Source organism: Streptomyces sp. NPDC043746 (assembly GCF_056436485.1).
On the sequence record NZ_JBWKCM010000012.1, the window covers coordinates 156,452 to 182,349 of the forward strand.

Below are 25,898 nucleotides of genomic sequence, written 5' to 3' on the forward strand. Positions count from 1 at the left end.
TTAGTGCGCCACCCGCCCCGTCCATGCCGGGGGTCCGCCGCGCCCCCCCCCCCCCCCCCCCCCCCCCCCCCCCCCGGCCCACCCCGCGACCGGCGAAAGGCAAGGCAGAGCCCTCATGGCAGCAGAGAAGGACACAGACGCCTACGGCATCACGGCGCCGTACGGCGACGAGCTGAACGACGACGTCGCCCGCTGGGACCGCGCCGGCGAGTTCCCGCAGGAGAAGTGGAAGCCGCTCCGGCGCTCCGGCCTGTTCACCCTCCCCTTCGCCCCGGAGTACGGCGGCGCCGGCCGGACGCTCACCGAGACCATGGCCGCGCTGGAGGGCCTCGGCCACACCAGCCGGGACGCGGGCCTCAACTTCTCGGCGTCCACGCAGATCGTCAGCGTCGGCATCCCGCTCCAGGCGTTCGGCTCCGAGGAGCTGCGCTCGCGCTACCTGCCGCGGGTCACCTCCGGCGAGGCCATCACCGCGCACGCGATCACCGAGCCGGGCCACGGCTCGGACGTGATGAACATCCGGACCACGGCCGTCCGCGAGGGCGACGAGTACGTGATCGACGGCGGCAAGATGTTCATCACCAACGCCCCCGTCGCCGACCTCTTCCTGCTCTACGTCCGCACCGGCAAGCCGGGCGCCTTCGGGCTCAGCACCTTCCTCGCCGAGCGCTCCACACCGGGCCTGAGGATCGGTGAGCCGCTGGAGACGATGGGGCTGCGCACCTCCCCGATCAGCGAGGTCACGCTGGACAACGTCCGGCTGCCCGTCGCCAACCGGCTGGGCAGCGAGGGCGCCGGCTTCCTGATCATGGACTACGTCATGAAGCGGGAGGTCCTCTTCTCCTTCGCCGTCAACCTCGGCGAGATGACCCACCGCCTCAAGCGCGTCGTCGAACACGCCACCACCCGGCAGCAGTTCGGCAGCGCCATCGGCAAGAACCAGGCGGTCTCCCACAAGATCGCGGACATGAAGATCGCGGTGGAGACGGCCCGCAAGTGGCTGTACGACACCGGCCGCAAGGTCGAGCAGGGCACGGACGCCTCGCTGGACGTGGCCGCCACCAAGATCGTGGTCAGCGAGGCCAACCAGCGCACCGCCCAGCACGCCATCCAGATCTTCGGCGCCCGCGGCTATCTGACCGACACCGGCATCGAGCGCGAGCTGCGCAACGCCACCTCCGGCTCCATCTACTCCGGCACCAACGAGATCCAGCGCAACTGCATCGCCGCCCTGATGGGCCTGTGACGAGAGGAACCCGCCATGACCGACACCCTGACCGAAGCCGTCACCGCGACCCCGGCCGCCGAGGACCTCGACCGCCTCACCGCGGCCACCGACTTCCTCGACTTCGAGCACGAGACCGTACGCGCCTTCGTCGACAAGGCCCTCCAGGGGGTCGACCGCACCACCGCCGACCCCGTCGACCTCGCCGTCGCCCTCTACTACGCGGTGCGCGACGGCGTCCACTACGAGGTCTACGGCGCCGACCTGTCGCCGCAGGGGCTGAAGGCGTCCAGCGTCATCGCCGGGGGCAAGGGCTTCTGCCTGCACAAGTCCGTGCTCTACGCCGCCGCCTGCCGCTCCGTCGGCATCCCGGCCCGGCTGCACTACAGCGACGTCCGCAACCACCTCGCATCGGACCGGCTGCGCTCCTACATCGGCGGCGACGTCTTCTTCCACGGCCTGGCCACGGTGTACCTGGACGGCCGCTGGCTGAAGGTGACCCCGGTCTTCAACAAGCTGCTGTGCCGGCTGTACGGCATGACCCCGCTGGAGTTCGACGGCCGCTCCGACAGCCTCTACCACCCCTTCGACGCACAGGGGCGGCAGAGCATGGAGTTCCTCACCGACCACGGCGACTTCGACGACGTCCCGTACGAGTTCGTCATGGGCAACATGCGCCGCAAGCACCCGAAGTTCCTCGACGCGGAGGGCACCGGCACGGTCAGCGGCGGCTCGCTGGCCGACGAGGCGAGCTGAGTCCCGAGCCGTATCCCCGCCCAACGGCACGTCCCCTCGCACCACGGCACGTCCCCCCGCACCACGGCACGTCCCCCCGCACCCAGGCACGTCACGTCAGAGCAGAAGCACGGCAGAAGAAGAGGAGAAGCACCCCATGACGCAGTTCCAGGCCCGAGAGGACGGCTGGGGCGCCGTCGCCCGCGTCGGTGTCGCCGTTCCGCACGCGGACGTCGGGCCGGAGTCCGAGCTCCAGGCGATGGCCCCGCGCGATGTCTACATCCACGGGTCCCGCGTCCACTTCGGGGCGATGCGGCCCGGCGGCGAGATGGACCCCAAGATCCCGCACGACCCGGTGCGCGCCTTCATCGACCCCCCCTTCATCGACGACGCGGTCGAGCTGCTCGCGGCATCCCCGCTGGACTCCATCGCCCTGGGGTTCACCAGCTCCGCCTACGTCCTGGGCGCCGACGGCGAGCAGAAGCTGTTCGAGCGGCTCGCCGAACGGACCCGGGGCATCCCGCTCACCGGCACCACCCACGCGGCGGCGGCCGGGTTCCGGGCGCTGGGCGCCGAGCGGATCGCGCTGGTCAACCCGCCGTGGTTCGACGACGAGCTGTCGGCCCTGGGTGCCTCCTACTTCGGTGAGCGGGGGTTCGACGTCGTCCACCACGCCCCCTGCGGCCTCCCCAGCAACCAGAAACTCATCACCCCGGAGGCCCTGGTGCAGTGGATCGAGTCCACCGTCGCCCCGCGGAAGCCGCAGGCGGTCCTGGTCGCCGGCAACGGCATCCGCGCCGTGGGCACCATCGCGGGCCTGGAGGAGCGGATCGGCCTCCCCGTCCTCACCGCCAACCAGGTGCTCTTCTGGCACGCGCTGCACCTGGCCGGGGGCACGGAGGCGGCCGCGCGGATCAGCGACTACGGCGCCCTGTTCGGCGTCCGCCCCGAACCCGGGAGCGTGACCGGATGAGCCTGCTGCCCGCGCACGGCTACCAGGCCGCCGTGCAGGAGACCTGCGACACACCGGAGTACCACATGCCCCTGGTGTGCTGGCACGACGACGACAACGGCGTGCGCGGCCTGGTGCTGTACCGCGGGGCGCTGCGCCCGGCGGAGCAGGTGCCGGGGTTCCGGCGCTATCTCGCCGCCGAGGGTCTGGAGCAGTACGCCACGACCGGCCCGTGGCCGCTGCTCGCAGCAACCGCCTGATCCGACCCGTGGCGGGGACCGGCCGGGCCCCCGCCGCACCAGGAGCCGTATCGACATGACACACGACCTCAAGTGGTCCGACGCGCCTCCGGGCGAGATCCGCGACCAGGTGGCCGTCTGGATCGTCCGGGCCCCGGCCGGGCAGCGCCTGCCGCCCGACGGGTCCCCGCCCGACTGGCTCGACGAGAAGGAACGGAGTCGGCTGACCGCGATCCCGCAGCACTCCGGCAAGGAGGCCTACGCCTTCGCCCACTGGGCGCTGCGGAGTGTCCTCGGGTCCTCGCTCAGCTGCCCGCCCCGGAGCGTCGGCTTCCTGCGGCAGCCGTGTCCCGGCTGCGGCGGGGCCCATGGACGACCGGCCATCCGCGACCCGGACCAGGGCGGCGAACCCCCGGAGTTCTCGATGTCGCACAGCGGGGACCACGTCGCCATCGCGGTCGCCGAGGCCACCATCGGCATCGACATCGAGTCCCACCCGACCCCGGAGTCGGTCGCCGGGTATCTGCCCTTCCTCCACCCGAGGGAGCAGCAGTGGCTGGACGGCCGCCCGGCCGACGAACTGGTCCGGGACTTCGCCCGGCTGTGGACCCGCAAGGAGGCCATGGCCAAGGCGACGGGCCAGGGCATGGCGGCCGTCATGAACCGGCTGGACCTCACCGGCCAGCCGCTCGGCTGGCGGGTGCGGCAGCTGATCGCCCCACCCGGTTACGAGGCCAGCTTCGCGGTCCCGGCCTCGGTGCACCTGGAGGTCACCATGCATGACGAACTCCCGTATCCGATGCCGGAGTTGGAGCAGGTCTGAACGACGGCGGGCGGTCCGTACCCACGTGGAGGGGAGGTACGGACCGCCCGCCGCGTCATGTGGTGCGCCGGATCGCCCTCAGGCGATGGTCACCTCGGAGGTGAAGACCTGGACCCCGTGCTGCTCGACCGAGACGGGCACGCGGCGACGGCCCGTGCCGGCGGAGACCGGAGTGCCGGCCACGACGACGGCGGGGGCGTCGAGTTCGACGTACCGGACGAAGTCCGTCCTCATCCCGAGGACGGCCGTGGTGTCGCCGCCGCCGACGGCGTGCGCCGCCTGCCGTGCGGCTTCGAGCAGGAGCATCCCGGGCACGTGGTCGACCGGGTGGTCGAAGAGCACCGGGTGGCCGGGGTCGACCCTCAGCAGCCACCGGTCCGGCCTCTCGCCGCCCAGGGCCGGCGAGAGGACCACGTCGGCCGGGGAGCACCGGCCCACCCGGCGCGGCTCCACCGGCGGACCCGCCGGGAGGCGGTGCTCCAGGGCTGCGGACACGTCCGCGTAACTCCCGCGCAGCCTGCGGTAGACGGCCGCGGGCTGGTTGTTGAAACGGGTGTGCGCGATGCCCATCAGCCGCTTCCCCAGGTGGACGTCGATGTCCATCGTCATCCCGGCGAACCTGTCGCCGCGCCGGACCACGTCCGAGCAGGAGACCACCAGGCGCACCTCGTCCTCGGCGGTGGTGACCAGCGAGGCCAGCGGCTCGACCGCGAAGCTCAGGTACTCCCACGCCTGCTTGTGCTCCCGCGGGACACCGTGCACGGCGTGGGAGAGCAGCGGCACCGTCTGGCGTACGGTCTCCGCGAGCAGCAGCGGGTCGTACGCGCCCTGCGACGGCCGGTAGAACGCGTGCCCCTTCGGCCAGCGCGCCGTGATCACGAAGCGTCCCGGGTGCGGCTCGGTCCACGTGCTGAGCAGTACTTCCTCTTCCCTGAGCTTGTGCACCTGCCACTGGTGCACCGGCGACGGCCGGACCGGCGACTGCTGCACCTGCGACCGCCGGACCGGCTGCGCATCGCGTCTCAGCACGGAAACAGACAACGTGGACCCCCCAGATCGTTAGTTGCTCGTGGACGGCTACACAGAGGCACGCTCAGGGCACTCCATGCACCGACCCAAAAATAATGTTTCTTTTGTTTTACTGGGTCAAGGGGTTAGGACTGTCGGGTTTCCTCGGAGGCAAGGGAGGCATATAGCGGTCACAAGTCACCTAAAAGCCCCTCAACTTGACGGCGATCGGGCCAGGTAACATAAGGAGCATTCTTTTCGGGAAGGTGAAGGGCATGGCGCAGCCGAAACAGGAGCGAGCGGAACAGACCCGTCGCGCTCTCCTCCACGCAGCAGCAGAGGTCTTCGACGAGTACGGCTACGCGGGAGCCAGCATCACCCGCATCCTCAAGCGCGCCGGCGTGACGGCGGGGGCGCTCTACTTCCACTTCGGCTCCAAGGAGGAACTGGCCAAGGCGGTGATGAACAGCCAGCCGGAGACCCTGGTCCCCCTGGTCGCCGCCGGCGGGCTGCAACGGCTCATCGACCTCACGCTCGTCTGGTCGTGGCAGCTCCAGCGCGATCCGCTGCTCCGGGCGGGCGTACGGCTGACCAACGAGCAGACCTCCGCGGAAGGCCCCGCCAACGCCGACCCGTACGAGAAGTTCCGCGCGATCATGACCGGCTATCTGCGGGAGGCCCAGGAGGAGGGCGAGCTCCAGCCGGGTGTGGACCCGGCCGTGGTCGCGGAGTTCGTGGTCGCCGCCTGTACCGGGATGCAGATGTACTCCAACGTCGTCAGCGGCCGCCGGGACCTTCCCGAGCGCACCCAGCAGATGTGGAACCTGATCCTCCCGGGCATCGCGGTGCCGTCCGTGATCACCCGCGCCGAGGCGACCCCCGCCCGGGGCGCCGCGATGATGCCCTGATCGGACCGGCCCCTGACCGCCCCGGCCTCTGATCGGACCGACCCCTGACCGGGTCGATCGCACCGACCGACCGCAGCGACCGACCGCACCGACTCCTCCGACCGCACCGGCCGAAACCGCACCCCCGGCCACAGGCGTCCTGACCATGGGCGCCCCTGACCGCAGGCACCCTGACCACAGGGGCCACGACCGCCGTGCCCGCCGACCGTTCCCCCCGCCTCGGACGATCCCTACGGAGCAGCATGCTTTCCTTACGCCTGGCCGCCCTGAACATCGACGGCGTCCTGCTCAACGACACCTTCAGCCCGGTCATCCACCAGTTCGTCACCAGCAGGGGCGGTACGTACTCCGCCGCGCTGGAGCGATCCGTCTTCTCCCAGCCGCGGCACATAGCCGGCCGGCGGCTCGCGGCCGCCGTGGGCGGCGGCATGACGGGCGAGAGGGCGCTTGCCGCCTACTTCGAGGAGCGCGCCGCCCACGTCGACCGCCACCCGGTCATGATCACGCCGGGCACCCGCCAGCTGCTCCACCGGCTGCGGAGCGCGGGCCTGCGCACGGTCTGCTACGGCGGCCTGGGCAAGGAGCACTTCGACCGCCATCTGAGACGCTACGCCCACCTGTTCGACGGCCCCGGCTACGTCTGCACCAACGACTTCCGCCCCGGCCTCCGGGAGATCACCGAGGACGTCTTCGGCCTCCGCCCCGCCCAGGCCCTCTTCGTCGACGACGTCGCCCGGGTCGCGGACGCGGCCCGCGAGCTGGGCGCCGCCTTCGTCGGCCGCCCCTCCGCCTTCGCCCACAGCCACCAGCGCGCGCTCATGCGGGAGGCGGGCGTACGCCACCTGATCGACCGTCTGGACGCGCTCGACGACGGCCTGCTGCGCCGGGTCGACCAGGAGATGAGCGCGGGCGCCTTCTGGAGCGCCTCCCTGAGCGCGGCGGGCCGGGGCGGGCGCGCGTGACGCCGGGTGGAGGGCTGCTGTCCGGCAAGGTGGCGATGATCACCGGCGCCTCCAGCGGGATCGGCGCCGCGGCGGCCCGGCACTTCGCCGACGAGGGGGCCGCCGTGGTGCTCGTGGCCCGCCGGGCCGAGCGGGTCGAGGAGGTGGCCGAGCGGATCCGGAAGGACGGCGGCCGGGCCGTGTCCGTACCGGGCGACGTCACCCGCCCCACGGACGTGGAACGGGCCGTCGCCACGGCGGTCGACCGGTTCGGCCGCCTCGACTGCGCGTTCAACAACGCCGGTCACGCCAGCGCCGGAACGGTCCTGCACGAACTCCCCGACGAGGTCTTCGACCGCACTCTGGACGTCAACCTGCGCGGTGTGTGGAACTGTCTGCGCGCCCAGCTGCCCGCCATGCTGGCGGCGGGCGGAGGCGCGGTCGTCAACACCTCCAGCGTCGCGGGCGTGCGCGCCACCGCAGCGTCGGCGGCCTACGTGGCGGCCAAGCACGCGGTCATCGGCCTCACCCGGGCGGCGGCGGCCGAGTACGGCGAGCACGGCATCCGGGTCAACGCGCTGGTGGTGGGCGGCACCGACACGGAGATGATGGACGCCCTCCGCCCGCCCGGCCCCGCCGTGGGCGCGGGCTTCGGCTCCCAGGGCATCCAGCGGCGGCTCGCCGACCCCGTCGAGATCGCCCGCACCGCCGCCTGGCTCTGCTCGGACGCCTCCTCCTTCACCACCGGCGCCGCCCTCGCGGTGGACGGCGGCCGGACCGCCAAGTGACGGCGCGCGCCTCACGACACGCCGACCGGACCGCCACATGGGCTCAGAGCACCGCGACATGACGGAACGCCCCCGGCGGCTGCCGCCCATTCCTGATGGGAGGCAGCCGCCTGGGACGTACGGTCGCGGGACGTCAGACCTGGAGTGCGCCGGGCCGCTCCGCGACCTGGGGGGCCGCCGGGGCCGGGGCGACCGCCTCGGGCTTCGTGCGGTCGGCCAGCTTCAGCCAGATGACACCGACGATGATGACCGTCAGCCAGATGCCCTTGGCGAGGGTGAGGGTCTCGTCGAAGAAGACCGGGCCCAGGACGGCGGCGCCGACCGCGCCGATCCCCGCCCAGACCGCGTAGCCGATGCTGACCTCGATCGTGCGCAGGGCCAGGCTCAGCGCGTAGAGCGTCAGCAGGAAGAACACCACGGCGACCAGGGACCAGGTCAGGACGGTGAAGCCTTCGCTGCCGCCGACGGCGAGCGCGTATCCGATCTCGAAGACTCCGGCGAGCAGGAGCGAGAGCCAGGCGTTGGTGGAGCTCTTGACTGCGTTGGACATGGAAGGTGGTCCTCTCTGAGGTGGCGTCAGATGGTGTGCGGGAGGTGCCGCGTCCGCGGCCGGGGGGTGGGCACGCGGGCTCAGGCGGAACCGCTCAGCTGGAGGCCGACGACGCCACCGATGACGAGGAGGATGCCGATCGCCTTGTTCGCGTTCAGGCGCTGGCCGAAGAAGAGCGCGCCGAGGACGGTGATACCGACGCCCGCGACGGAGGTCCACAGGGCGTAGCCGACGCCCACGTCGAAGGTCAGCAGCGCCTTGCTGAGGAAGAAGGTCGCGGCGGCACCGCTGACCAGGGTGATGGCGGTCCACTTGCGGTTCTTGAAGCCCTCGGCCTTTCCGGCGGCGATGGCGACAGCGATCTCGAAGGCGACGGCGACGGCGAGGTAGAGCCAGTGCATGGGAGGTCCTTCCGTGCGGTGGGTGAGGAGGGGAGTGAGCGTGGGGGAGGCGGTGCGTGCGGCGGCGTACGGCGATGTCGCGGGTCCGGGTCCCGGATCGGCTCCGGGCTGCGCTCGGCGCCTGGGCCGGGACCTTGACCGGTGCCGGGAGCCCTGGTCAGTGCCGGGGCCGGCTCATGGTGAGGAAGTCCTGGAACGGCGCTTCGGCTTCGGGGAGTCGGAGCGCGGTGACCTTGATGGGCCAGCGCTCGGGGTCCTCGGCGAACAGGGAGTACGAGCTGGTGTAGTCGAAGCCGTACCGGGCGGCGGTCCGGCGGTCGGCGGTGTGCACGATGTGGCCGATGCCGGCGAACCGCGCCGCCATGTAGCACAGGGCGCAGGGTTCGCCGGAGGCGATCAGGGTGGCTCCCGCCACGGCGCGGATGCCGTGCCGGGTGGCGGCCTCGCGCAGGGCGACGACCTCGGCGTGCGCGGTCGGGTCGTTGTCCTCGCGGACCCGGTTGAAGCCGGTCCCCAGGATCCGCCCGCTGCCCACGACGACACCGGAGAAGGGGATGCCGCCCTGGGCGACGTGCTCGCGGCTGAGCCGGATCGCTTCGTGGGCGAAGCCCATCAGTTCGCTGTCGTGTGTACCCATGGCAGGTGGTCTCCCGAGTTGCCCTGAATCGTCCATTTGCCTGCACATGCAAGCTAATGATTCCACAAGTCTCCGCCGATGGCGCGACCCGATGGACTTACTCTTGCATGTGCATGTAATCAGTGTCAAGCCGTTGCGTACGTACGGGCGTTGTCCAAGGTCGCCAGCGGTTCCAGCACCCTCGGGTCGAACGGCGCCGGGAGCGCCCCCGCGGCCACCTTCTGCGGCAGGTCGGGGTTGGCCAGCGCGCCCGTCCCGATCGCCAGGACGTCCGCGTGCCCCTCGTCCAGGACCCGCCGCGCCACCGCGTCCTCGTGCAGCCCGCCGTTGGCGATGACGGGCAGCCCGGTGGCCTTCCGGGCGAGCCCGGGAAGCGTCGGCCCGTCCGGCGACCAGTCCCGCCCGCTGCCCGCGAGGTGCAGATAGTCGGCACCGGCCCCGGCCGCCGCCGCGAAGAGGACGCGCGCCTCGGCGTCTCCGCCCGGCCACCGCCATCCGAAGTCGTTGATCTTCCCCTGGGAGAACCGGACGCCGACGGTGAAGCCGGGCCCGGCCGCGCCTCTGACCTCGGCCGTCACCTCCCGCACGATCCGTGAGCGCCCCTCGGCGTCCCCGCCGTACCCGTCGGTGCGCAGATTGGTGTACGGGGTGAGGAACTGGTCGAGCAGATAGCCGTTGGCCGCGTGGATCTCCACGCCGTCGAACCCCGCGTCACGGGCGCGGACCGCGGCGGTGGCGAAGCCCTCCACGGCCTCGGCGATCTGGCCGCCGGTCATCTCCAGCGGTACGGGCCAGGGGCCGCTGCCGCGGTACTTGTCCAGCTGCTCCCCCTTCGGCCGTACCGCCGAGGGGGCCGCGGCCCGGTCGCGGAACCGGTTGCCCTGCGCGAGGGCTCCGGCGTGCATCAGCTGGAGGACGACCCGCGCGCCGGCGGCGTGCGCCCGGTCGACGACGGCCCCCCAGGCGGCGGCCTGCGCCTCGTCCGTGATGCCGGGTTGATGCAGGTAGCCCTGGCTGAAGGCGGTGTCGGTGTAGGTCCCCTCGGTGATCAGGAGCCCGAAACCGCCCTGGGCGAAGGCCTCGTAGTAGGCGGCCATCTCCTCGGTGGCCCGGCCGTCCTCGGTGGCGGAGACCCGGGTCATGGGGGCGACGGCGAATCTGTTGCGCAGATCGAGCCCCGCGAACCGGCAGGCGGTGAGGGCGGGGTGGGCGCGTAACGCGCTGGTGCGGGCGTCGCTCACCTCAGCACGTCCCGTCGATGCCGCAGGCCGCGCCGTAACCGGCCTCCTCCGCCTGCCGGGCCTGCGCGTCCAGGATCGCCTTGCGCAGCTGGGCCGGGCGCGGGACGCCCTCGATCCGGATGTCCCCGACGAGCAGGGTGGGGACCGACTGCACCTGATGGGCGGCCGCCTCCCGCAGGGCCTCCTGGTGCCGGGCGCGGTAGGTGCCGTCCGCCAGCGCGGCCCGGAACCCGGCCTCGTCCAGGCCGATCTCACCGGCCAGGGCGGCGAGGACGTCGACCTCTCCCAGGTCCCGGTCCTCCTGGAAGAAGGCGCGGAACATCCGCTGGTTGTAGGCGTCGCCCAGACCGTGCTCGGCCGCGTACTGGTACCCCTCGAAGGCCAGGGCGGTGTAGGGCTGGGGCGAGACGGTGGGGAGCGTGATGTCGACACCCAGCCGGCGGGCCATGGGGTAGACGGCCCGCTCCCAGATGGCGGGCAGGTAGGCGTCCTCCGGCCGCAGGGTGGGCTGGGGGTGGGCACGCAGCTCGAAGGGCATCCACTCGACTTCCACGTCGACGCCGACGTCCTTGATCGCCTCTTCGATGGGGCCCTCGGCCAGCATGCAGAAGGGGCAGACGTAGTCGGACCAGATCTTGATCTTCACGGGATCAGCCATGCGCAGGCTCCATATAATTGATCGCGCAAGCAACAACATCTCTCGACGGGGCGACGGGAGATGAAAGGGGTCCCCAGAAGGTTGCACGATCATGCACTTTAGTGTCAAGTGCCGCCGCACCCACCGCGGATGCGGCCGGATGCGTCCGGACAGCGGAAACGGCGGCGGCCCACAACCTCGCAAGGCTGTGGGCCGCCGCCGCGGTGCTGCCCGGGTGTTCCCCTACGGGATCCCTACAGGAACGAGTTGATCTCGATCGTCTCGGTCCGGCCGGGGCCGACGCCGATCGCGGAGATCGGGGCGCCCGACATCTCCTCCAGGGCCTTCACGTACCCCTGCGCGTTCTTCGGCAGGTCGGAGAAGGTCTTGGCCTTGGTGATGTCCTCGGACCAGCCCGGCAGGGTCTCGTAGATCGGCTTCGCGTGGTGGAAGTCGGTCTGGTTGTACGGGAGTTCCTCGACGCGCTTGCCGTCGATCTCGTACGCCACGCAGACCGGGATGCGCTCCCAGCCGGTGAGCACGTCCAGCTTGGTGAGGAAGAAGTCGGTCAGGCCGTTGACCCGGGTCGCGTACCGCGCGATCGGGGCGTCGAACCAGCCGCAGCGGCGGTCACGGCCGGTGGTGACACCGCGCTCGCCGCCGATGCGCCGCAGCGCCTCGCCGTCCTCGTCGAACAGCTCGGTCGGGAACGGACCGGCGCCCACGCGCGTCGTATAGGCCTTGAGGATGCCGATGACGCGGCTGATCTTCGTCGGGCCGACACCGGCACCGGTGCAGGCACCGCCCGCCGTCGGGTTCGACGAGGTGACGAAGGGGTACGTGCCGTGGTCGACGTCGAGCAGGGTGCCCTGGCCGCCCTCGAAGAGCACGACCTTGCCCTCGTCGATGGCATCGTTCAGGATCAGGGTCGTGTCGGCGACGTACGGCTTGATCTGCTCCGCGTACTGGAGCATGTCCTCCACGACCTTGCCGGCCTCGATCGCCCGGCGGTTGAAGACCTTGGCCAGGAGCTGGTTCTTCTGCTCCAGGGCGGCCTCGACCTTCTGCACCAGGATCGACTCGTCGTAGAGGTCCTGGACGCGGATCCCCACCCGGTTGATCTTGTCGGCGTACGTCGGACCGATGCCCCGGCCCGTCGTACCGATCTTGCGCTTCCCGAGGAAGCGCTCGGTCACCTTGTCGAGCGTGACGTTGTACGGAGTGATCAAATGAGCGTTGCCGCTGATCAGAAGCTTGGACGTGTCGACGCCTCGCTCGTTCAGACCGCTCAGCTCGGAGAGCAGGACCGCCGGGTCGACCACGACACCGTTCCCGATGACCGGGGTACAGCCCGGCGACAGGATTCCGGAGGGGAGGAGATGCAGTGCGTACTTCTGGTCGCCCACGACGACCGTGTGACCGGCGTTGTTACCGCCCTGGTATCGCACGACATAGTCCACGGATCCACCGAGGAGATCGGTGGCCTTCCCCTTGCCCTCGTCACCCCACTGAGCACCGAGCAGCACAAGTGCGGGCACAGGCGTACACCCCTTCCGGGCGGGGCATGTCCAAGGTCAGGGGGCGTACGTCAAGGTCGTACCTGCCGCACGACGATGTACGGCAAAGCCTGAGCCGTCGAACCGGGTGCCCCGGAATAGACGAAGCCCCTGGCGCAATAGCGCAAGGGGCTCTTGCACCAAGATGCTACCCGAGGAAGGACCGAGGTGTCGGCTGCAGAGCCCCCCGGCCACGGCGACGACCAGCTTCTCGTGGTCATCGACCCGGCCGCCCGCAGGACCGACGGCGAGTCCGTCCGCATCGCGAAGGACGTGCTGAGTGCCGGCTCGCACGCCAAGATCTGCCTTCCGGACACCCCGGAGGAGTTCGCCCGCGCCCTCTCCCGGCGGGGCTCGCGCCGCCCGGTCGTGGTCGGTGACGACCACGCGCTGCTGCGGGCCGTGGCCCAGCTCCACCGGGAGCGGGAGCTGGCCCGGGGCGTCCTCTCCCTGATCCCCGTGGGCGCCGCGCACGCCCTGGAGGTCGCCCATGCCCTGGGCGTGCCCCGGGGCGCGGTGGCGGCCGCGCGGACGGCCCTGGACGGGGCGGTGCGCCGACTGGACCTGCTGGTGGACGACAGCGACGGCGTGGTGCTCGGCCGCCTCCGCATCCCCGCCCCCGCCCCGGCGCCCGGACCGGGGGCCCCGCACAGCGGGGTCACGGCCGTCTGGGACACCTGCCGCTCCCTGGTGACCTCCCTGGTCCGCCCGGCCGCCCCGCAGGCCGCCACCGCGCCACCGGGGACGTACCGGCTGCGGATCGAGGCGGACGGGGTGCTGCTGAGCGACCTGGACGCCCCCGTGCGGGACGTCTCGGTGCACTCCCACGGCGACGGGGGCCTGGCCGACGTGGTGGTCCGCACCTCGGACGGCGAGGAGGTCACGGTGGCGGCCCGGGCCGTCACCGTCTCCGGCGCGGACTTCCGCTACCGGGCCGACATACGGACCGCGGGCCCGGTCCGCACCCGGACCTGGACCGTACGGGCGGGCGCCTGGGGCCTGATGCTGCCGCTCCCGGCGAGCGCGGAAGGGCCGATGGGCGCAGGCTGAAAGGGTACGTACGGCAATCGGCCGCGGAGGTGACCGTCATGACCGCAACCGCCACGCCCAGAGTCACTGTCGGATGGCACATCGACCTCGAATTCGAGGAGGACTCGCACCGCACGCGCGCCGCGGCCCTCGTCCGCCTCCCCGACGGGACCGAGGTACGCGCCCACGGCTACGCCAGCCGCCACCCCTCGGACGAGGACCAGCAGCGGGTCGGCGAGGAGATCGCCGGGGCCCGCGCCCTCAACGAACTGGCGATGAAGCTCCTCACCAAGGCCCACGAGGAGATCGACGAAGCCTCGGGCCGCACGTCGTACCCGCTGACGTAGGGCTTCGCCGCTCAGCCCCTCCGCTTCGTCCAGCCCCCGCGGCGCTTGAGCCCCGGGGTCCGGGGGCGGGCACCCCCGGACCCCGGGGCGGGCATCCCCGGAACGCGGTACGGAACCACGCCCCCGCCCCACCGCGTCTCCCGCCCCATGGAGACCCGAAGAGAAGCCCTCACCGGAACCGCCGGCTGCGCGACCGGCGTGCTCGGCGCCCTCGCGGGCATCGCGGTCTGGATCCCGTACGGCAGGCGCGGCCTCTCCGGCGCCTTCGAGAGCGAGATCGCCCCGATGGTCTTCCTCCTGGGCGTGCCCGTCATGCTCCTGGGCGGGGCGACCGCCGCCCTGGCCCTCTTCGCCCTCGTACGGGGCCGGTGGCGCCCCGCGGCCGCACTGCTCGCGGCCCTCGCGGGGATCGCCGCCTTCGGTTACGGCTTCGACGTGCTGGGCGCCCCGCGGGCACTGGTCGACTGCGGCTCGCCCTGCTGAGGCGCCCCCCCTGCGGGGCCCAGGACCTACACCTCCACCACCAGCTCCTTCAGCCCCCGGATCACGTACCCCGGCTGCCACTCCGGCTCCGCCACCATCCGCATGGCAGGCGCCTTCCGCAGCAACTCCCCGAAGGAAGCCTCCAGTTCGAGCCGGGCGAGCGGAGCGCCCAGGCAGTAGTGGATGCCCGCGCCGAAGGTGATGTGCGGGTTGTCGGCACGGGTCAGGTCCAGCGTGTCCGGGTCCGCGAACCGCTCCGGGTCCCGGTTGGCCGAGCCGAACAGCAGCGCCACCTCCGCGCCGCGCCCGATCACCTGGCCGTCGACCTCGATGTCGTCCAGCACCCAGCGCTCGAACATCTGCAACGGGGTGTCATAGCGCAGGAGTTCCTCCACGGCCGTCGGGAGGGAGGCCGGTGCGGCCCGGAGGGCGGCCAGCTGCTCCGGATGGTGGAAGAGGGTCCGCCACCCGTTGACCGTGGTGTTCACCGTCGCCTCGTGGCCCGCGTTCAGCAGCAGCACGCAGGTGGAGACCATCTCCTGCTCGGTCAGCCGCTCGCCCTCGTCATGGGCGGCGATGAGCGCGGAGATCAGGTCGTCGCCGGGGGCCCTGCGCCGCTCGGCGATCAGTCCGCGCAGATACGCGGAGAACTCCTCCGAGGCCCGGACGGCCGCCTTCGCCGTCTCCTGCGACGGGCTCAGCTCGAACATCCCGCAGATCGCCGCCGACCAGGGCCGCAGCAGCCCCCGGTCCGCCTCCGGGACGCCCAGCGTCTCCGCGATGACGGCGACCGGCAGCGGCTCCGCGACCTCCGCCAGCAGGTCCCCGCCGCCCTTGGCGACGAACGCGTCGACCAGCCCGGCCGCCAGCCGCCGTACGGTCGGGGCCAGGTTCTCGACCGTACGCGGCGTGAACGCCTTGGAGACCAGCCGCCGGATCCGGGGGTGGTCGGGTGCCTCCAGATCGAGGATGCCCTGCCCGTTGAGCGTGGTGAAGGGCTCGTGCTCGGGCGGCGGCGGGGTCCGGCCGAACTCCTCGTGGCTGAAGCGGTGCAGATACGTACGGCCGAGGCGCCGGTCGCGCAGCAGCGCCGATACGTCGCGGTGGTGCGGGATCAGCCACTGCCCCGTCGGCTCGAACCAGTGCGCCCGGCCGGCGGCGCGCAGCGCGGTGTAGGCGGGGTAGGGATCGGCGACGAACGCGGGCGACCAGGGATCGAAGGACACGTGCATGACCCGAAGCTACCCGCGCCCGCGCCCGCCGCAAGGGGTCCGGGCGCGGCATCCGCCGCGCCACCCCGCGCGAGCACCCGGTCCCGGCGGCGGCTGCCCGCCGCCCTACCCCGGCGTCACCAGCCGCGCCTCGTACGCGAACACCGCCGCCTGCGTCCGGTCGCGCAGGCCCAGCTTCACCAGGATGCGGCTCACATGCGTCTTGATCGTGGACTCCGCGACGATCAGGTGCGAGGCGATCTCCGCGTTGGAGAGCCCCTGGGCGATCAGGACGAGCACCTCCGTCTCGCGCTCCGTGAGGTCCCCGACCCGGGCGAGGGCGGGCGGTCGCGGGGCCTCCGCGAGCTTGGAGAACTCGGTGATCAGGCGCCGGGTCACGGTCGGCGCGAGCAGTGCCTCGCCCGAGGCCACCACCCGTACGCCGTCCGCGAGCTGCCGGGCCGAGGCGTCCTTGAGGAGGAAGCCCGAGGCTCCGGCCCGCAGCGCCTGGTACACGTACTCGTCCAGGTCGAAGGTGGTCAGGACCAGCACCTTGGCGTCCACGACCTGCGCGACGATCTCGCGGGTGGCGTCGATGCCGTTCATCCCCGGCATCCGGATGTCCATCAGGACGACGTCCGGGAAGAGGGCGGCGACCTTGTCGACGGCGTCCCGGCCGTCCACCGCCTCCCCCACGACCGTGATCCCCGGCATGGCGTTGAGCAGGACGGAGAAGCCCTCGCGGACCATCATCTGGTCGTCCACGATCAGGACGCGGATGTCGCTCATGCCCGGTCCGCCTTCTCGTACGGGACGAGCTCGGCGCCCGGCGCGGCGGCGGGCTCGCCCGGCTCGCTCTCCGCCGGCGGCACGGGCAGGAAGACCGCCACCTCGTACCCGCCGTCCTCCGTCGCCTCGGCCGTCATCACCCCGTTGAGCATCGCCACCCGCTCCCGCATCCCGGTGATCCCGTGCCCGGCCCCCGGCGACGGCTTGACCAGGCCCCTCGGAGACCCGTTGACGATCCGCAGGCCGATCCCGCCGAGCACGTACGAGATCTCGACCCGGGCCGTGGCGCCGGGGGCGTGCCGCAGGGTGTTGCTGAGGGCTTCCTGGATGATCCGGTACGCCGACAGCTCGACGCCCTGGGGCAGCTCGCGGACGGCCCCGGTGACCACCTTCTCCGTCTCCAGGCCCGTCTCGCGGACGTTGTCCAGGAGCCCGTCGAGCACGGCCAGGGTGGGCTGCGGGGCGTCCGGTGCCTCGTAGTCCTCCGCCCGGACGACTCCGAGGACGCGGCGCAGCTCGGTGAGGGCGGCCACCGCGTTCTCCCGGATGGTGACGAAGGCCTGCTCCAGCTCGGGCGGCGGGTTCTCCACCCGGTAGGGGGCGGCCTCGGCCTGGATCGCGACGACCGACATGTGGTGGGCGACCACGTCGTGCAGCTCCCGGGCGATGGTGGTGCGCTCCTCCAGCAGCGTGCGCCGGTCGCGCTCGGCGGCGGTGACGGTGCGCTGCACGGTGACCTCGCGCTCGGCGTCGCGCACCTCCCGCTGGGCGTCGCGCCGGACCTGGAAGACGGTGACGACGAGCAGCGCGAAGGCGGAGAGGACGGCCACGGGGCCGGTGACCGTCGGGTCCCCGCCCTCCAGGAACACCCCGAACAGCAGGGTCAGCAGCCACATCCAGACCGCCGTACGGGGCCGGGTCCTGGCCGCCACGACCACCAGGACCACCACCTGGCCGATCAGGGCGCTCGGCCCCCACAGCCCGTCGCTGCTCAGGAGCGCGCAGAACAGGGTCGCGGCCCAGGAGGCCCAGAACGCGGCGACCGGCCGCACCAGGGACATCGCGACCGCGATCGCGGGCACCAGCCCCACGAAGAGGGGGAAGTGCCAGCTGGCGAACCCGGACACCAGCACGATGAAGGCAGCGAGCAGCACCAGGGCGTGCGGGGTCCACACGACGGCCCGCTTCAGCACGTCGGGCAACCGGCGTATGAACCGCCCCTCCGGCGAGAGGGGCGGCAGCGGGCGGTAGGCGAACACATGGCGGAAGAGGTCTTCCCGCAGGCCGTCCATCGCGCCGGCGGCCGCCCGGATCTCCGGGCTACTGGTCTTCGTCTGGGTCTCGGTCACGTTTCCACGGTAGGTGGCGGGGGAGGGCGGGTCGTCCCTACGGAAGCTGATTCCGGGGCATCCCCCTCAAGGACTACATACCCCCTACCGGTGGCTGTGCCGCCCCGTTCGCGCCCTGCTCGCACCCGGGGCGCCGCCCCCGAGGCCGCCCGCGGCTCGCGCCCCCGACGCCGGCCGGTGCCGCCCCCGGCACGTCGCCCCCGCAGCTCCCCCGGCGCCGCCTACGGACGGAAGAACTCCGCGTGCTCCCCGGCCCACTGCGCGAACGTCCGCGCCGGCCGCCCGGTGACCTTCTCGACGGTGTCGATCACCGTCCGCCCCTCCGGCGGGGTGTCCCGGTAGACCTGGATCAGGAACTCGATCACGTCCTCGGGCAACCCCCTGGCCCGCCACCCGGCGAGCGCCTCCTCCTCGGTCAGCTCGACCAGCTCGACGGCCCGGCCCCGCGCCGCCGCGATCGCCGCCACCTTGTCCCCGACGGTCAGCGCCTGCGGGCCGGTGATCAGGTACACCTGGCCGCCGTGGCCGTCCTCGGTGAGCGCCGTCGCCGCGACCGCGCCGATGTCCGCCTCGTGGACCATCGCGCTCAGCCGGTCGACGAAGGGCTCACGGACCACGTCCCCGGCCTTGACGTCGGGCGCCCACTCCAGGGCGTTCGCCATGAACTCGACCGGCATGACGACGGTCCAGTCGAGCCCGCTCTCCCGTACCGCGGTCTCCATCGGGGTGTCCCCGCCCCCGTTGAGCACGGTCACCCGGCGCACCCCCGCCCCACGGGCCAGCCGCATGATCTCCTCGCCGGTCGTGAGCGGGGCGAAGAGGCCGCCGTCGAAGGTGATCAGGTGCAGGCCCGTCACGCCCTCCAGCGCGCTCTCCAGCGAAGCCGGGTCGGCCAGGTCGCCGCGGACGACGTCGACGTCCGGCGGGAACTCCGCACGTGCCGGGTCCCGCGTCACGGCCCGGACGCGCGCGCCGCGCTCCAGCAACTGCTCGACCACTCGGCGGCCGACCGTTCCCGTGGCTCCGGTCACCAGGATCGTCATGGCGGATCTCCTTCGTTCGGTTCGACGACGACCAACGTAGGAGCCCTTGCGGTCAGCTTCCGTCCGCAACGAGGGCGCGTGAGGCAAGGAGGAGGTGATACGGCCTAAGGGCTCGCAGAAGAATAAGTTGCGTGTTGTCTGTCTTGACATCGCAGCTCAGGCCGGGTGCTCGACAGCATGTTGATTCTCTGCGAGCCCTTAGCGGGAACCTCACCACGCCAGCTGCGTGATCTCCTCCGCCACGATCGCGCACGCGTCGGCGCGCGGGTCGATCAGCGGGAAGTGCCCGACGTCCCCGAGCAGCGTGAGCCCGACCATCTCGCCGGACTTCGCCGCCGCTTCGACGTACGCCTCCGAGACGGCCGACGGGACGACGATGTCGTCCTCGCCGTGGACGATGGCGGTGGCGATCCCGGTGGGCAGCAGGGCGGCCGGGTCGGCCTGGCCCATACGGTCGGCGAACTCCCCTTCTTGGCCCAGAAGTTGGTTGACCGCCCCGCCGCACACACCCAGCTCCACGGCCGACGCGAAGTCCGCGATCGGGGCCAGCGCGACGACCCCGCGCAGCGGGGGCGGGGCGGGCAGGCGCCACGGCGACCCCTCGGGCAGGACGTGCCGTGCCGCCGCCCAGAGCGCGAGGTGCCCGCCCGCCGAGTGGCCGGTCACCACGATCCGGCGCACATCGGCCTCCGGCAACTCCTGTGCGGCCAGGGCCGGTACGGCGTCCAGCGCGGCGGCCACATCGTCGAAGGTCTCCGGCCAGCGCCCCGCGACGGGGTCACCGCCGGGCGTCGGCCCGCTCCCCTCTCCACCCCGCCGGTACTCCACGCTCGCCACCGCGAACCCGCGCCGGGCCAGAAAGCCCGCGAGCGGGGAGACATGGGCCCGGTCGTACGGGGCCCGCCAGGCGCCACCGTGCAGCAGGACGACGAGCGGGGCGGCGGTGCGGCCCTCGCGCGGGGCGTAGAAGTCGATGACCTGGTCGGGGTGGTCGCCGTAGGCGGCGGTCCGGTCGGGGGCGACGGCGGGATGGGCGAACGCCGACGCGCTCTCGGCCTCGTCCCGATCACGCGCCGCAGAGTCCGGGAAATCCGGGGAATCCGACATGCTCCTCAACCGTCCTATGCCCGTGGCCTGCGCCTGTGTCCTGTGCCTGTGTCAGGTGCCCAACTGGGTTGACCTGCGGGGACGGTACCAGCCATCGGCACCGCCCCCGCCCGGCCACGCGCCCCTTGACGGGCCGTCAGCCCCCAGGGTCTCCACCGGCAGAGGGACCGTCAGCCCGCCGGGGTCTCCTCCAGCACCTCGGCCAGGACCCGCGCCGCCCGTTCCGCGTCGGCGAACCCCACGTACAGCGGGGTGAAACCGAACCGCAGCACGTCCGGCCGCCGCAGATCGCCCACGACACCGCGCTCGATGAGGCTCCGCATCACGGGTTCGGCCTCCTCGCAGCGCAGGGCGACCTGGCTGCCGCGCTCGGCGTGCGCGACCGGGGTGACCGAGGTGACCCGGCCCGCCGGTACGTACGCCTCGACGCACTCCAGGAAGAAGTCCGTCAGCGCCAGGGACTTGGCGCGGACGGCGTCCACCGAGACCCCGTCCCACACGTCCAGCGCCGCTTCCAGCGTGAGCATGGAGACGATGTCGGGCGTGCCGACCCGGCCCCGTACGGAACCGTCCGCCGGGGTGTAGTCGGGGGTCATGCCGAACGGGTCGGCGTGCGAGTTCCACCCCGGGAGCGGGGAGTCGAAGGCGGCCTGGTGGCGCTCGGCGACGTACAGGTACGCGGGCGAACCAGGGCCGCCGTTCAGGTACTTGTAGGTGCAGCCGACGGCCAGGTCCACCCCGTGCTCGTCCAGCCCGACCGGCAGGGCCCCCGCGCTGTGGCAGAGGTCCCAGACGGCGATCGCGCCCGCCGCGTGGACGGCGGCGGTCAGTCCGGGCAGGTCGTGCAGCCGGCCCGTACGGAAGTCCACCTGGTTGAGGAGGACGGCGGCCGTACGGTCCCCGAGCGCTGCGGGTGCCTCGGCGGGATCGACCGGCACGACCCGGTGGCCGGTGAGCCGGGCGGCGGAGGCGGCGATGTACCCGTCCGTGGGAAACGTCGTGGCGTCAACCAGGATCTCGTCCCGTCCCCCGCCCCGGAGGGACGGCCCGCCGCCCGCCGGAGAGGCGAGGCGGGTGGCCGCGACGACCGCCTTGAAGACGTTCACGCTGGTCGAGTCACCGACGACGATCTGTCCGGCGGCGGCCCCGACGAGCGGGGCGATCCGGTCGCCGATCCGCTCGGGCGCGGTCCACCAGCCGCTCTCGCCCCAGGACCGGATGCGCAGCTCGCCCCACTGGCGGGTGAGGACGTCCTGCACCCGGGCGGGGACATGGACGGGGAGCGCGCCGAGCGAGTTGCCGTCGAGGTAGACGCCGTCGTCGAGGGCGAAGAGGGCACGGCGGTCGGCCAGCGGGTCGGCGGCGTCGAGCTTCAGCGCCCGCTCGCGGAGCGCGTCACGGGAGGCGTCAGACATGGCTGCGCGCCGTCCACAGCTCGGGGAACACGTTCTTCGTGGCGCGCTTCTCCAGCCAGGCGACCCCGGCGGAACCGCCGGTACCGGTCTTGGAGCCCATCGCGCGACGGGTGGCGACCAGGTGGTCGTTGCGCCAGCGCCAGACCAGCTCGCCCACGTCGGTGAGCAGCTCACCGAGGCGGACCAGCTCGTCGTTCTGGTCGTCGGAGGCGTAGATCTGCGCCCACACCGCCTCGACCTCGGGCGAGGGCACGTACCGCTGGGTCAGGTCCCGGTCGAGGACCGCCTCGGGGATGGCGTACCCGCGCCGGGCCAGCAGCGCGAGGGTCTCGTCGTACAGACTGGGCTCCCCGAGCGCCTTCTCCAGCTCGGCGTACACCCGGGGCGCGCCCCGGTGCGGCACCAGCATGGAGGCCGACTTGTCGCCGAGCAGGAACTCCATCCGCCGGTACATCGCGGACTGGAATCCGGAGCCCTCGCCGAGCGAGCCCCGGTAGGAGTTGAACTGGGCGGGGGTGAGCCCGGCGAGCGGCCGCCAGGACTCGTTGAGCGCCTCCAGCTCGCGCAGCGACCGCTTGAGCGCGTCGCGCGCGACGGGTATGCGGTCCTCGCGCAGGGCGCGGGTGGCCGTCTCCCACTCATGGACGATAACGGTGAACCACAGCTCCATGACCTGGGTGGTGACCAGGAAGACCATCTCGCCGGGGTCGTCCGAGCGGAGGTGCTGGAGGTGGGTCAGGACATCCGCCTGGACGTAGTCCTCGTACGGAGTCGTGCCCGCGAAGTCCAGGTACGGAGTGTCCGCACCGGTGGCTTCGGGGTCGGGGTGATGGGTCGACATCGCTGTCTCCTCGACACGAGCTTCCGGGTAGCGGTCCGCCCCTTCCATGAGGTGATGGGCTCCGGTCCCCTGCTCGCATACTAAGCCCGCCCCGCCCGAGGGGTCGGGCGGGGCGGGCCGAGGAGTACGCGGCCGAGGTCAGCCGAGGATGTCGGCGGCGGTCGGGGAGGAATCGCGCAGGAACGACGAGCAGCGCTCGTGCTCCTCGGTCTCCCCGATCGCCCCGGCGGCCCGCGCGAGGGCGTGCAGGGCGCGCAGGAAGCCACGGTTCGGCTCGTGCTCGAACGGTACGGGGCCGTGGCCCTTCCAGCCGGCCCGGCGCAGGGCGTCGAGGCCGCGGTGGTAGCCGGTGCGGGCGTACGCGTACGACTCGACGACCCGGCCGCCCTCGAACGCCTCGTCGGCGAGCTGCGCCCAGGCGAGCGAGGAGGTGGGGTACTTCGCGGCGACCTCGGCGGGCGGGGTGCCGGCGGCGAGCAGCTCGCGCGGCTCGGGGTCGTCGGGGAGGTGGGTCGGGGCGGGGCCCCCGAGCAGGTTCTCGTGGATGGACATGGATCAAGTGTGCCTGGAGCGAGGCGCGGGCGGGGCGTCACCCGGTCATGCGGGGCAGGATGTTCCGTTTCGCGCCGGCCGGTACGTTCCGGGGCCCGAGCCGCCGCCGTCACCGCCCGCTGGAGGTCCCCTGTCCGGTCTCCCGCCCGGGGTCGTGCTCCGGCTCCAGCGGCGGGGCCACGACCCCGCAGTGCACGGTGCACTCGGGCCGCTCCTCCGCCCGCTCCCCGGCGGCCGGGGCCGGCGGGGTGCGGACGGTCCACCAGGCGAGGAGCGCGCCCGCCACCAGCAGCCCGGCGCACATCGGCATCGCCCGCCGGAAGGTGGCCGCGAACTCGCCCGCGTTCCGGTACGCCTCCGGCCCCATCCCGGCGAGCAGGGGCAGCGCGGCCACCGCGACGAGCCCGGCGGCCCGGGCGGCGGCGTTGTTGATCCCGCTGGCCAGACCGGCCCGCCCGGTGTCCACGGCGGCCAGGACGGTGGCGGTGAGCGGGGCCACGACCACGACGAGCCCGGCACCGAGCACCAGGACGGCGGGCAGCACCTCGGTGGCGTACCCGCCGAGGGACGCGCTGTCCGGCCCCACCCGCAGCATCAGGAGCATCCCGGCGGCGGCCAGCAGCGGCCCCACCGTGAGCGGGATGCGCGGCCCGATCCGTCGCCCCAGCTCCCCCGCCCAGGCGGAGAACAGCAGCATGAGCACCGTGGTGGGCAGCAGCGCGGTGCCGGTCCCCAGCGCCGAGTACCCGGCGACGACCTGGAGCTGGATGGCGGAGAGGAAGAAGAAGCCGCCGAGGGCCGCGTAGACGCAGAAGGTCACCAGGTTGACCGAGGTGAAGAGCCGGGAGCGGAAGATCGACGGCGGCAGGACGGGGTCCGTCCGCCGCCGCTCGACCCGCACGAACACCGCTCCGAGGGCCACCCCGCCGAGGGCCGCCCCGATCACCAGGGGCGAGGCGCCCCGCCCCGGCGCCTCGATCAGCGCGTACGTCACCCCGGCCAGCGCGAGGGCCCCGAGCACGGCCCCCAGCACGTCGAACCGGCCGTGCGCCGACGGGTCGCGCGACTCCGGTACGTGGCGGAGGGCGACGGGCACGCAGAGTGCGGCGAGCGGCAGGTTCAGCAGGAAGACCCACCGCCACCCGGGCCCGTCCACGAGCCACCCGCCCACGAACGGTCCCACCGCCGCCCCGACCCCGCCGAACCCGGACCAGAGCCCCACGGCCCGCGCCCGGTCGTCCGGATGGAAACTGGCCTGGATGAGCGCGAGGGACCCCGGGGTGAGCAGCGCCCCGCCGACCCCTTGAAGGGCGCGGGCGGCGATGAGCACCCCCGCGTTCGGCGCGATCCCGCAGAGCAGCGAGGCGGCGGCGAACCACGCCACCCCCACCAGGAACACCCGCCGCCGTCCGTACCGGTCCCCGAGCGCCCCGCCCAGCAGGATCAGCCCGGCAAGCGTGAGCATGTAGGCGTTGACGGTCCACTGGAGCGCGGCGAGATCGGTACCGAGGTCGGCGCCGATGCGGGGCAGGGCGACGTTGATGACGGTGGAGTCGAGCATCGCCATGCCGGACCCGAGCACGGTGGTGAGCACGACCCACCGCCCGACGGGGGAGGCGACCCGGACCTCCCCGGGCACGGAGGGGACTGGAGCCATGGGGTCAGCCTGCCCCGGGGTGCCCGCCCCCGCACCCCCGCGGCCCTGTCACGGGGGCGCTGCCCCCGTATCCCCGCTCCTCACCTGCCGGAGGGGCTGGACCTGACGGTTTCCACGGCCCGGACCAGCGCCTCCACCCCCCGCTCCACCTTCCCCCGCGGACACCCCACGTTCAGCCGCACGAACCCCGGCGCCCCGTAGACCGCCCCGTCCATCACCGCCACCCTCTCCCGCTCCACCAGCACCCGCTGCAACGCCTCGTCGTCCACGACCCCCGCCGGCCGCAGGTCGATCCACGCCAGGTACCCCGCCTGCGGCGGCTCCCACCCCAGCTCCGGCAGGTCCGCGGAGAGCCGCTCCGCGACATACGCCAGGTTTCCCGCCACGTACGCCCGCACCGCGTCCAGCCACGCCGCCCCCTCCCGGTACGCCGCGATGTGCGCGGTCAGCGACAGGACCGCCGGGGACGCCAGCCCCTCCCCCGTCTCCATCCGCCGCAGATACTCCGCCCGGTCCGCCGGATCCCCGATGAACCCGTACGAACCGGTCAGCGCCGGAAAGTTGAAGGCCTTCGACGCCGAGGTGATGAGAGCCCAGCGACCCCCGCCGTCCCCGGCCACCCGCGTCCACGGCACGTGGACGCCTCCCGCGCGCTCCTCGTGTACGAAGTCCGCATGGATCTCGTCGCTGATCACGGCCACCCCGTGCCGTGCGGCCAGCTCCGCCGTCCGGGCCAGCTCGGCGGCCGTCCAGACCCGTCCGGTCGGGTTGTGCGGCGAGCAGAGCACCAGGACCTTGGCGTCCGCCCGCGCCAGCTCCCGTACCAACGCCTCCTCGTCCCCCAGCGGCACCCCGCGCAGCTCCCGCCCGAGCCCGGTGACCGCCTTGCGGAAACCGTCGTACGTGGGGGTGTGGACGACGACACCGTCACCCTCCCCCGTCCACATCTGTAGGAGCTGGGAGAGCTGGTTGAGGACGGACGGGCCGTAGACGAGCTGCCCGGGGTCGATCTCGGTGCCGTACCGCGTGGCGTGCCAGTGGGCGACGGCCGAACGGAAGTCGTCGTGCTTCCAGGTGGTGTAGCCGAAGACGCCGTGCTCCAGCCGGTCCCGCAGCGCGGCCAGCACCTCGGGGGCGGTGGTGAAGTCCATGTCGGAGATGGTGAAGGGCAGCAGCCCGTCGACCCCGAACCGGTCGGCGACCCCGTCCCACTGGACGCACCAGGTGCCGCGGCGGTCGACGGCGGTGTCGAAGTCGTACGGTTCGCGCGGCTCGGCGTCGTACGGTTCACCCTGCTGCCCGGCCATGGCGGCCCCTCCCTCTGCGAGCGGTCTCGGTACGGGGGGGGGGGGGGGGGGGGGGGGGGGGGGGGGGGGGGGGGGGGGGGGGGGGGGGGGGGGGGGGGGGGGGGGGGGGGGGGGGGGGGGGGGGGGG

General features: G+C 72.7%; 28 protein-coding genes. 11 read left to right on the forward strand and 17 right to left on the reverse strand.

Annotated elements, in window-relative coordinates; genetic code table 11:
- Positions 1–115 precede the first annotated feature (115 nt).
- The 5 genes from AC0682_RS15880 to AC0682_RS15900 all read left to right on the forward strand — a co-directional run bounded on the left by AC0682_RS15880 (position 116) and on the right by AC0682_RS15900 (position 3,974).
- Positions 116–1,246, forward strand: a complete 1,131-nt coding sequence (locus AC0682_RS15880) for an acyl-CoA dehydrogenase family protein (RefSeq protein ID WP_254812240.1) — start codon at positions 116–118, stop codon at positions 1,244–1,246.
- 15 nt (positions 1,247–1,261) lie between these two features.
- Complete coding sequence (locus AC0682_RS15885; RefSeq protein WP_478533354.1) at positions 1,262–1,981, forward strand: transglutaminase-like domain-containing protein; 720 nt, start codon at positions 1,262–1,264, stop codon at positions 1,979–1,981.
- 136 nt (positions 1,982–2,117) lie between these two features.
- Positions 2,118–2,933 carry a maleate cis-trans isomerase family protein gene (locus AC0682_RS15890; RefSeq protein ID WP_478533356.1) on the forward strand — a complete coding sequence of 272 codons (816 nt, stop codon included), beginning with the start codon at positions 2,118–2,120 and terminating at the stop codon, positions 2,931–2,933.
- Positions 2,930–3,172 (forward strand): DUF6253 family protein, encoded by a 243-nt coding sequence (locus tag AC0682_RS15895; protein ID WP_254812237.1) that lies wholly within the window; start codon positions 2,930–2,932, stop codon positions 3,170–3,172. Before AC0682_RS15890 ends, AC0682_RS15895 begins: the two co-directional genes overlap by 4 nt.
- 55 nt (positions 3,173–3,227) lie before the next feature.
- Positions 3,228–3,974, forward strand: a complete 747-nt coding sequence (locus AC0682_RS15900; protein WP_254812236.1) for a 4'-phosphopantetheinyl transferase family protein — start codon at positions 3,228–3,230, stop codon at positions 3,972–3,974.
- A 78-nt stretch (positions 3,975–4,052) separates the two neighbouring features.
- Here AC0682_RS15900 and AC0682_RS15905 read toward each other — a convergent pair whose 3' ends face one another.
- Positions 4,053–5,003, reverse strand: a complete 951-nt coding sequence (locus AC0682_RS15905; protein WP_478533357.1) for a ScbA/BarX family gamma-butyrolactone biosynthesis protein — start codon at positions 5,001–5,003, stop codon at positions 4,053–4,055.
- A 254-nt stretch (positions 5,004–5,257) separates the two neighbouring features.
- Here AC0682_RS15905 and AC0682_RS15910 point away from each other — a divergent pair, with 254 nt between their 5' ends.
- From AC0682_RS15910 to AC0682_RS15920, 3 genes are all read left to right on the forward strand, one after another.
- On the forward strand, positions 5,258–5,890 hold the full coding sequence (locus tag AC0682_RS15910) for a ScbR family autoregulator-binding transcription factor (RefSeq protein ID WP_478533358.1): 633 nt from the start codon (positions 5,258–5,260) through the stop codon (positions 5,888–5,890).
- A 242-nt stretch (positions 5,891–6,132) separates the two neighbouring features.
- Positions 6,133–6,852, forward strand: a complete 720-nt coding sequence (locus AC0682_RS15915) for an HAD family hydrolase (protein WP_478533359.1) — start codon at positions 6,133–6,135, stop codon at positions 6,850–6,852.
- Positions 6,849–7,619: an SDR family NAD(P)-dependent oxidoreductase gene (locus AC0682_RS15920; protein WP_478533360.1), complete on the forward strand. Its 771-nt coding sequence runs from the start codon at positions 6,849–6,851 to the stop codon at positions 7,617–7,619. Before AC0682_RS15915 ends, AC0682_RS15920 begins: the two co-directional genes overlap by 4 nt.
- Before the next feature lie 133 nt (positions 7,620–7,752).
- Here AC0682_RS15920 and AC0682_RS15925 read toward each other — a convergent pair whose 3' ends face one another.
- From AC0682_RS15925 to AC0682_RS15950, 6 genes are all read right to left on the reverse strand, one after another.
- Positions 7,753–8,169, reverse strand: coding sequence for a DMT family transporter (locus AC0682_RS15925; protein WP_478533361.1), 417 nt, complete (start codon positions 8,167–8,169; stop codon positions 7,753–7,755).
- Between the two features lie 80 nt (positions 8,170–8,249).
- On the reverse strand, positions 8,250–8,570 hold the full coding sequence (locus tag AC0682_RS15930) for a DMT family transporter (protein ID WP_478533362.1): 321 nt from the start codon (positions 8,568–8,570) through the stop codon (positions 8,250–8,252).
- A gap of 157 nt (positions 8,571–8,727) precedes the next feature.
- Positions 8,728–9,207 (reverse strand): nucleoside deaminase, encoded by a 480-nt coding sequence (locus AC0682_RS15935; protein ID WP_478533363.1) that lies wholly within the window; start codon positions 9,205–9,207, stop codon positions 8,728–8,730.
- A gap of 125 nt (positions 9,208–9,332) precedes the next feature.
- Complete coding sequence (locus tag AC0682_RS15940; RefSeq protein WP_478533364.1) at positions 9,333–10,448, reverse strand: oxidoreductase; 1,116 nt, start codon at positions 10,446–10,448, stop codon at positions 9,333–9,335.
- A gap of 1 nt (position 10,449) precedes the next feature.
- On the reverse strand, positions 10,450–11,106 hold the full coding sequence (locus tag AC0682_RS15945) for a DsbA family oxidoreductase (RefSeq protein ID WP_254812235.1): 657 nt from the start codon (positions 11,104–11,106) through the stop codon (positions 10,450–10,452).
- 233 nt (positions 11,107–11,339) lie between these two features.
- Entirely contained in the window at positions 11,340–12,623 is a 1,284-nt protein-coding gene (locus tag AC0682_RS15950) for an adenylosuccinate synthase (protein ID WP_254812234.1), read from the reverse strand.
- 186 nt (positions 12,624–12,809) lie between these two features.
- On the opposite strand from AC0682_RS15950, the gene AC0682_RS15955 reads away from it, so the two are divergent.
- From AC0682_RS15955 to AC0682_RS15965, 3 genes are all read left to right on the forward strand, one after another.
- Positions 12,810–13,691, forward strand: a complete 882-nt coding sequence (locus AC0682_RS15955) for a diacylglycerol kinase family protein (RefSeq protein WP_478533367.1) — start codon at positions 12,810–12,812, stop codon at positions 13,689–13,691.
- A gap of 38 nt (positions 13,692–13,729) precedes the next feature.
- The gene (locus AC0682_RS15960; RefSeq protein ID WP_478533369.1) at positions 13,730–14,017 is read left to right on the forward strand and encodes a DUF1876 domain-containing protein; all 288 of its coding nucleotides are present in this window, start codon (positions 13,730–13,732) and stop codon (positions 14,015–14,017) included.
- Positions 14,018–14,164: 147 nt separating this feature from the next.
- On the forward strand, positions 14,165–14,500 hold the full coding sequence (locus tag AC0682_RS15965; protein WP_478533370.1) for a hypothetical protein: 336 nt from the start codon (positions 14,165–14,167) through the stop codon (positions 14,498–14,500).
- Positions 14,501–14,526: 26 nt separating this feature from the next.
- Here AC0682_RS15965 and AC0682_RS15970 read toward each other — a convergent pair whose 3' ends face one another.
- The 10 genes from AC0682_RS15970 to AC0682_RS16015 form a co-directional block, all read right to left on the reverse strand.
- Positions 14,527–15,732 (reverse strand): cytochrome P450, encoded by a 1,206-nt coding sequence (locus tag AC0682_RS15970; protein WP_478533371.1) that lies wholly within the window; start codon positions 15,730–15,732, stop codon positions 14,527–14,529.
- A gap of 105 nt (positions 15,733–15,837) precedes the next feature.
- Positions 15,838–16,500, reverse strand: a complete 663-nt coding sequence (locus AC0682_RS15975; protein ID WP_103419334.1) for a response regulator — start codon at positions 16,498–16,500, stop codon at positions 15,838–15,840.
- Positions 16,497–17,849: a sensor histidine kinase gene (locus tag AC0682_RS15980; RefSeq protein ID WP_478533372.1), complete on the reverse strand. Its 1,353-nt coding sequence runs from the start codon at positions 17,847–17,849 to the stop codon at positions 16,497–16,499. Before AC0682_RS15980 ends, AC0682_RS15975 begins: the two co-directional genes overlap by 4 nt.
- Before the next feature lie 221 nt (positions 17,850–18,070).
- Positions 18,071–18,892, reverse strand: coding sequence for an SDR family oxidoreductase (locus AC0682_RS15985; RefSeq protein WP_478533373.1), 822 nt, complete (start codon positions 18,890–18,892; stop codon positions 18,071–18,073).
- Between the two features lie 210 nt (positions 18,893–19,102).
- Positions 19,103–19,999 carry an alpha/beta hydrolase family protein gene (locus AC0682_RS15990; protein WP_478533375.1) on the reverse strand — a complete coding sequence of 299 codons (897 nt, stop codon included), beginning with the start codon at positions 19,997–19,999 and terminating at the stop codon, positions 19,103–19,105.
- A gap of 170 nt (positions 20,000–20,169) precedes the next feature.
- Positions 20,170–21,414: a kynureninase gene (gene kynU / locus AC0682_RS15995; RefSeq protein WP_478533376.1), complete on the reverse strand. Its 1,245-nt coding sequence runs from the start codon at positions 21,412–21,414 to the stop codon at positions 20,170–20,172.
- A complete protein-coding gene (locus AC0682_RS16000; protein WP_478533377.1) occupies positions 21,407–22,255 on the reverse strand; it encodes a tryptophan 2,3-dioxygenase family protein in 849 nt (282 codons plus the stop codon). The genes kynU and AC0682_RS16000 overlap by 8 nt, the downstream gene beginning before the upstream one ends.
- A gap of 138 nt (positions 22,256–22,393) precedes the next feature.
- The gene (locus AC0682_RS16005; RefSeq protein WP_478533379.1) at positions 22,394–22,807 is read right to left on the reverse strand and encodes a DUF3151 domain-containing protein; all 414 of its coding nucleotides are present in this window, start codon (positions 22,805–22,807) and stop codon (positions 22,394–22,396) included.
- Between the two features lie 109 nt (positions 22,808–22,916).
- On the reverse strand, positions 22,917–24,464 hold the full coding sequence (locus AC0682_RS16010; RefSeq protein WP_478533380.1) for a DHA2 family efflux MFS transporter permease subunit: 1,548 nt from the start codon (positions 24,462–24,464) through the stop codon (positions 22,917–22,919).
- Positions 24,465–24,544: 80 nt separating this feature from the next.
- Complete coding sequence (locus AC0682_RS16015) at positions 24,545–25,771, reverse strand: MalY/PatB family protein (protein ID WP_478533381.1); 1,227 nt, start codon at positions 25,769–25,771, stop codon at positions 24,545–24,547.
- Positions 25,772–25,898 lie beyond the last annotated feature (127 nt).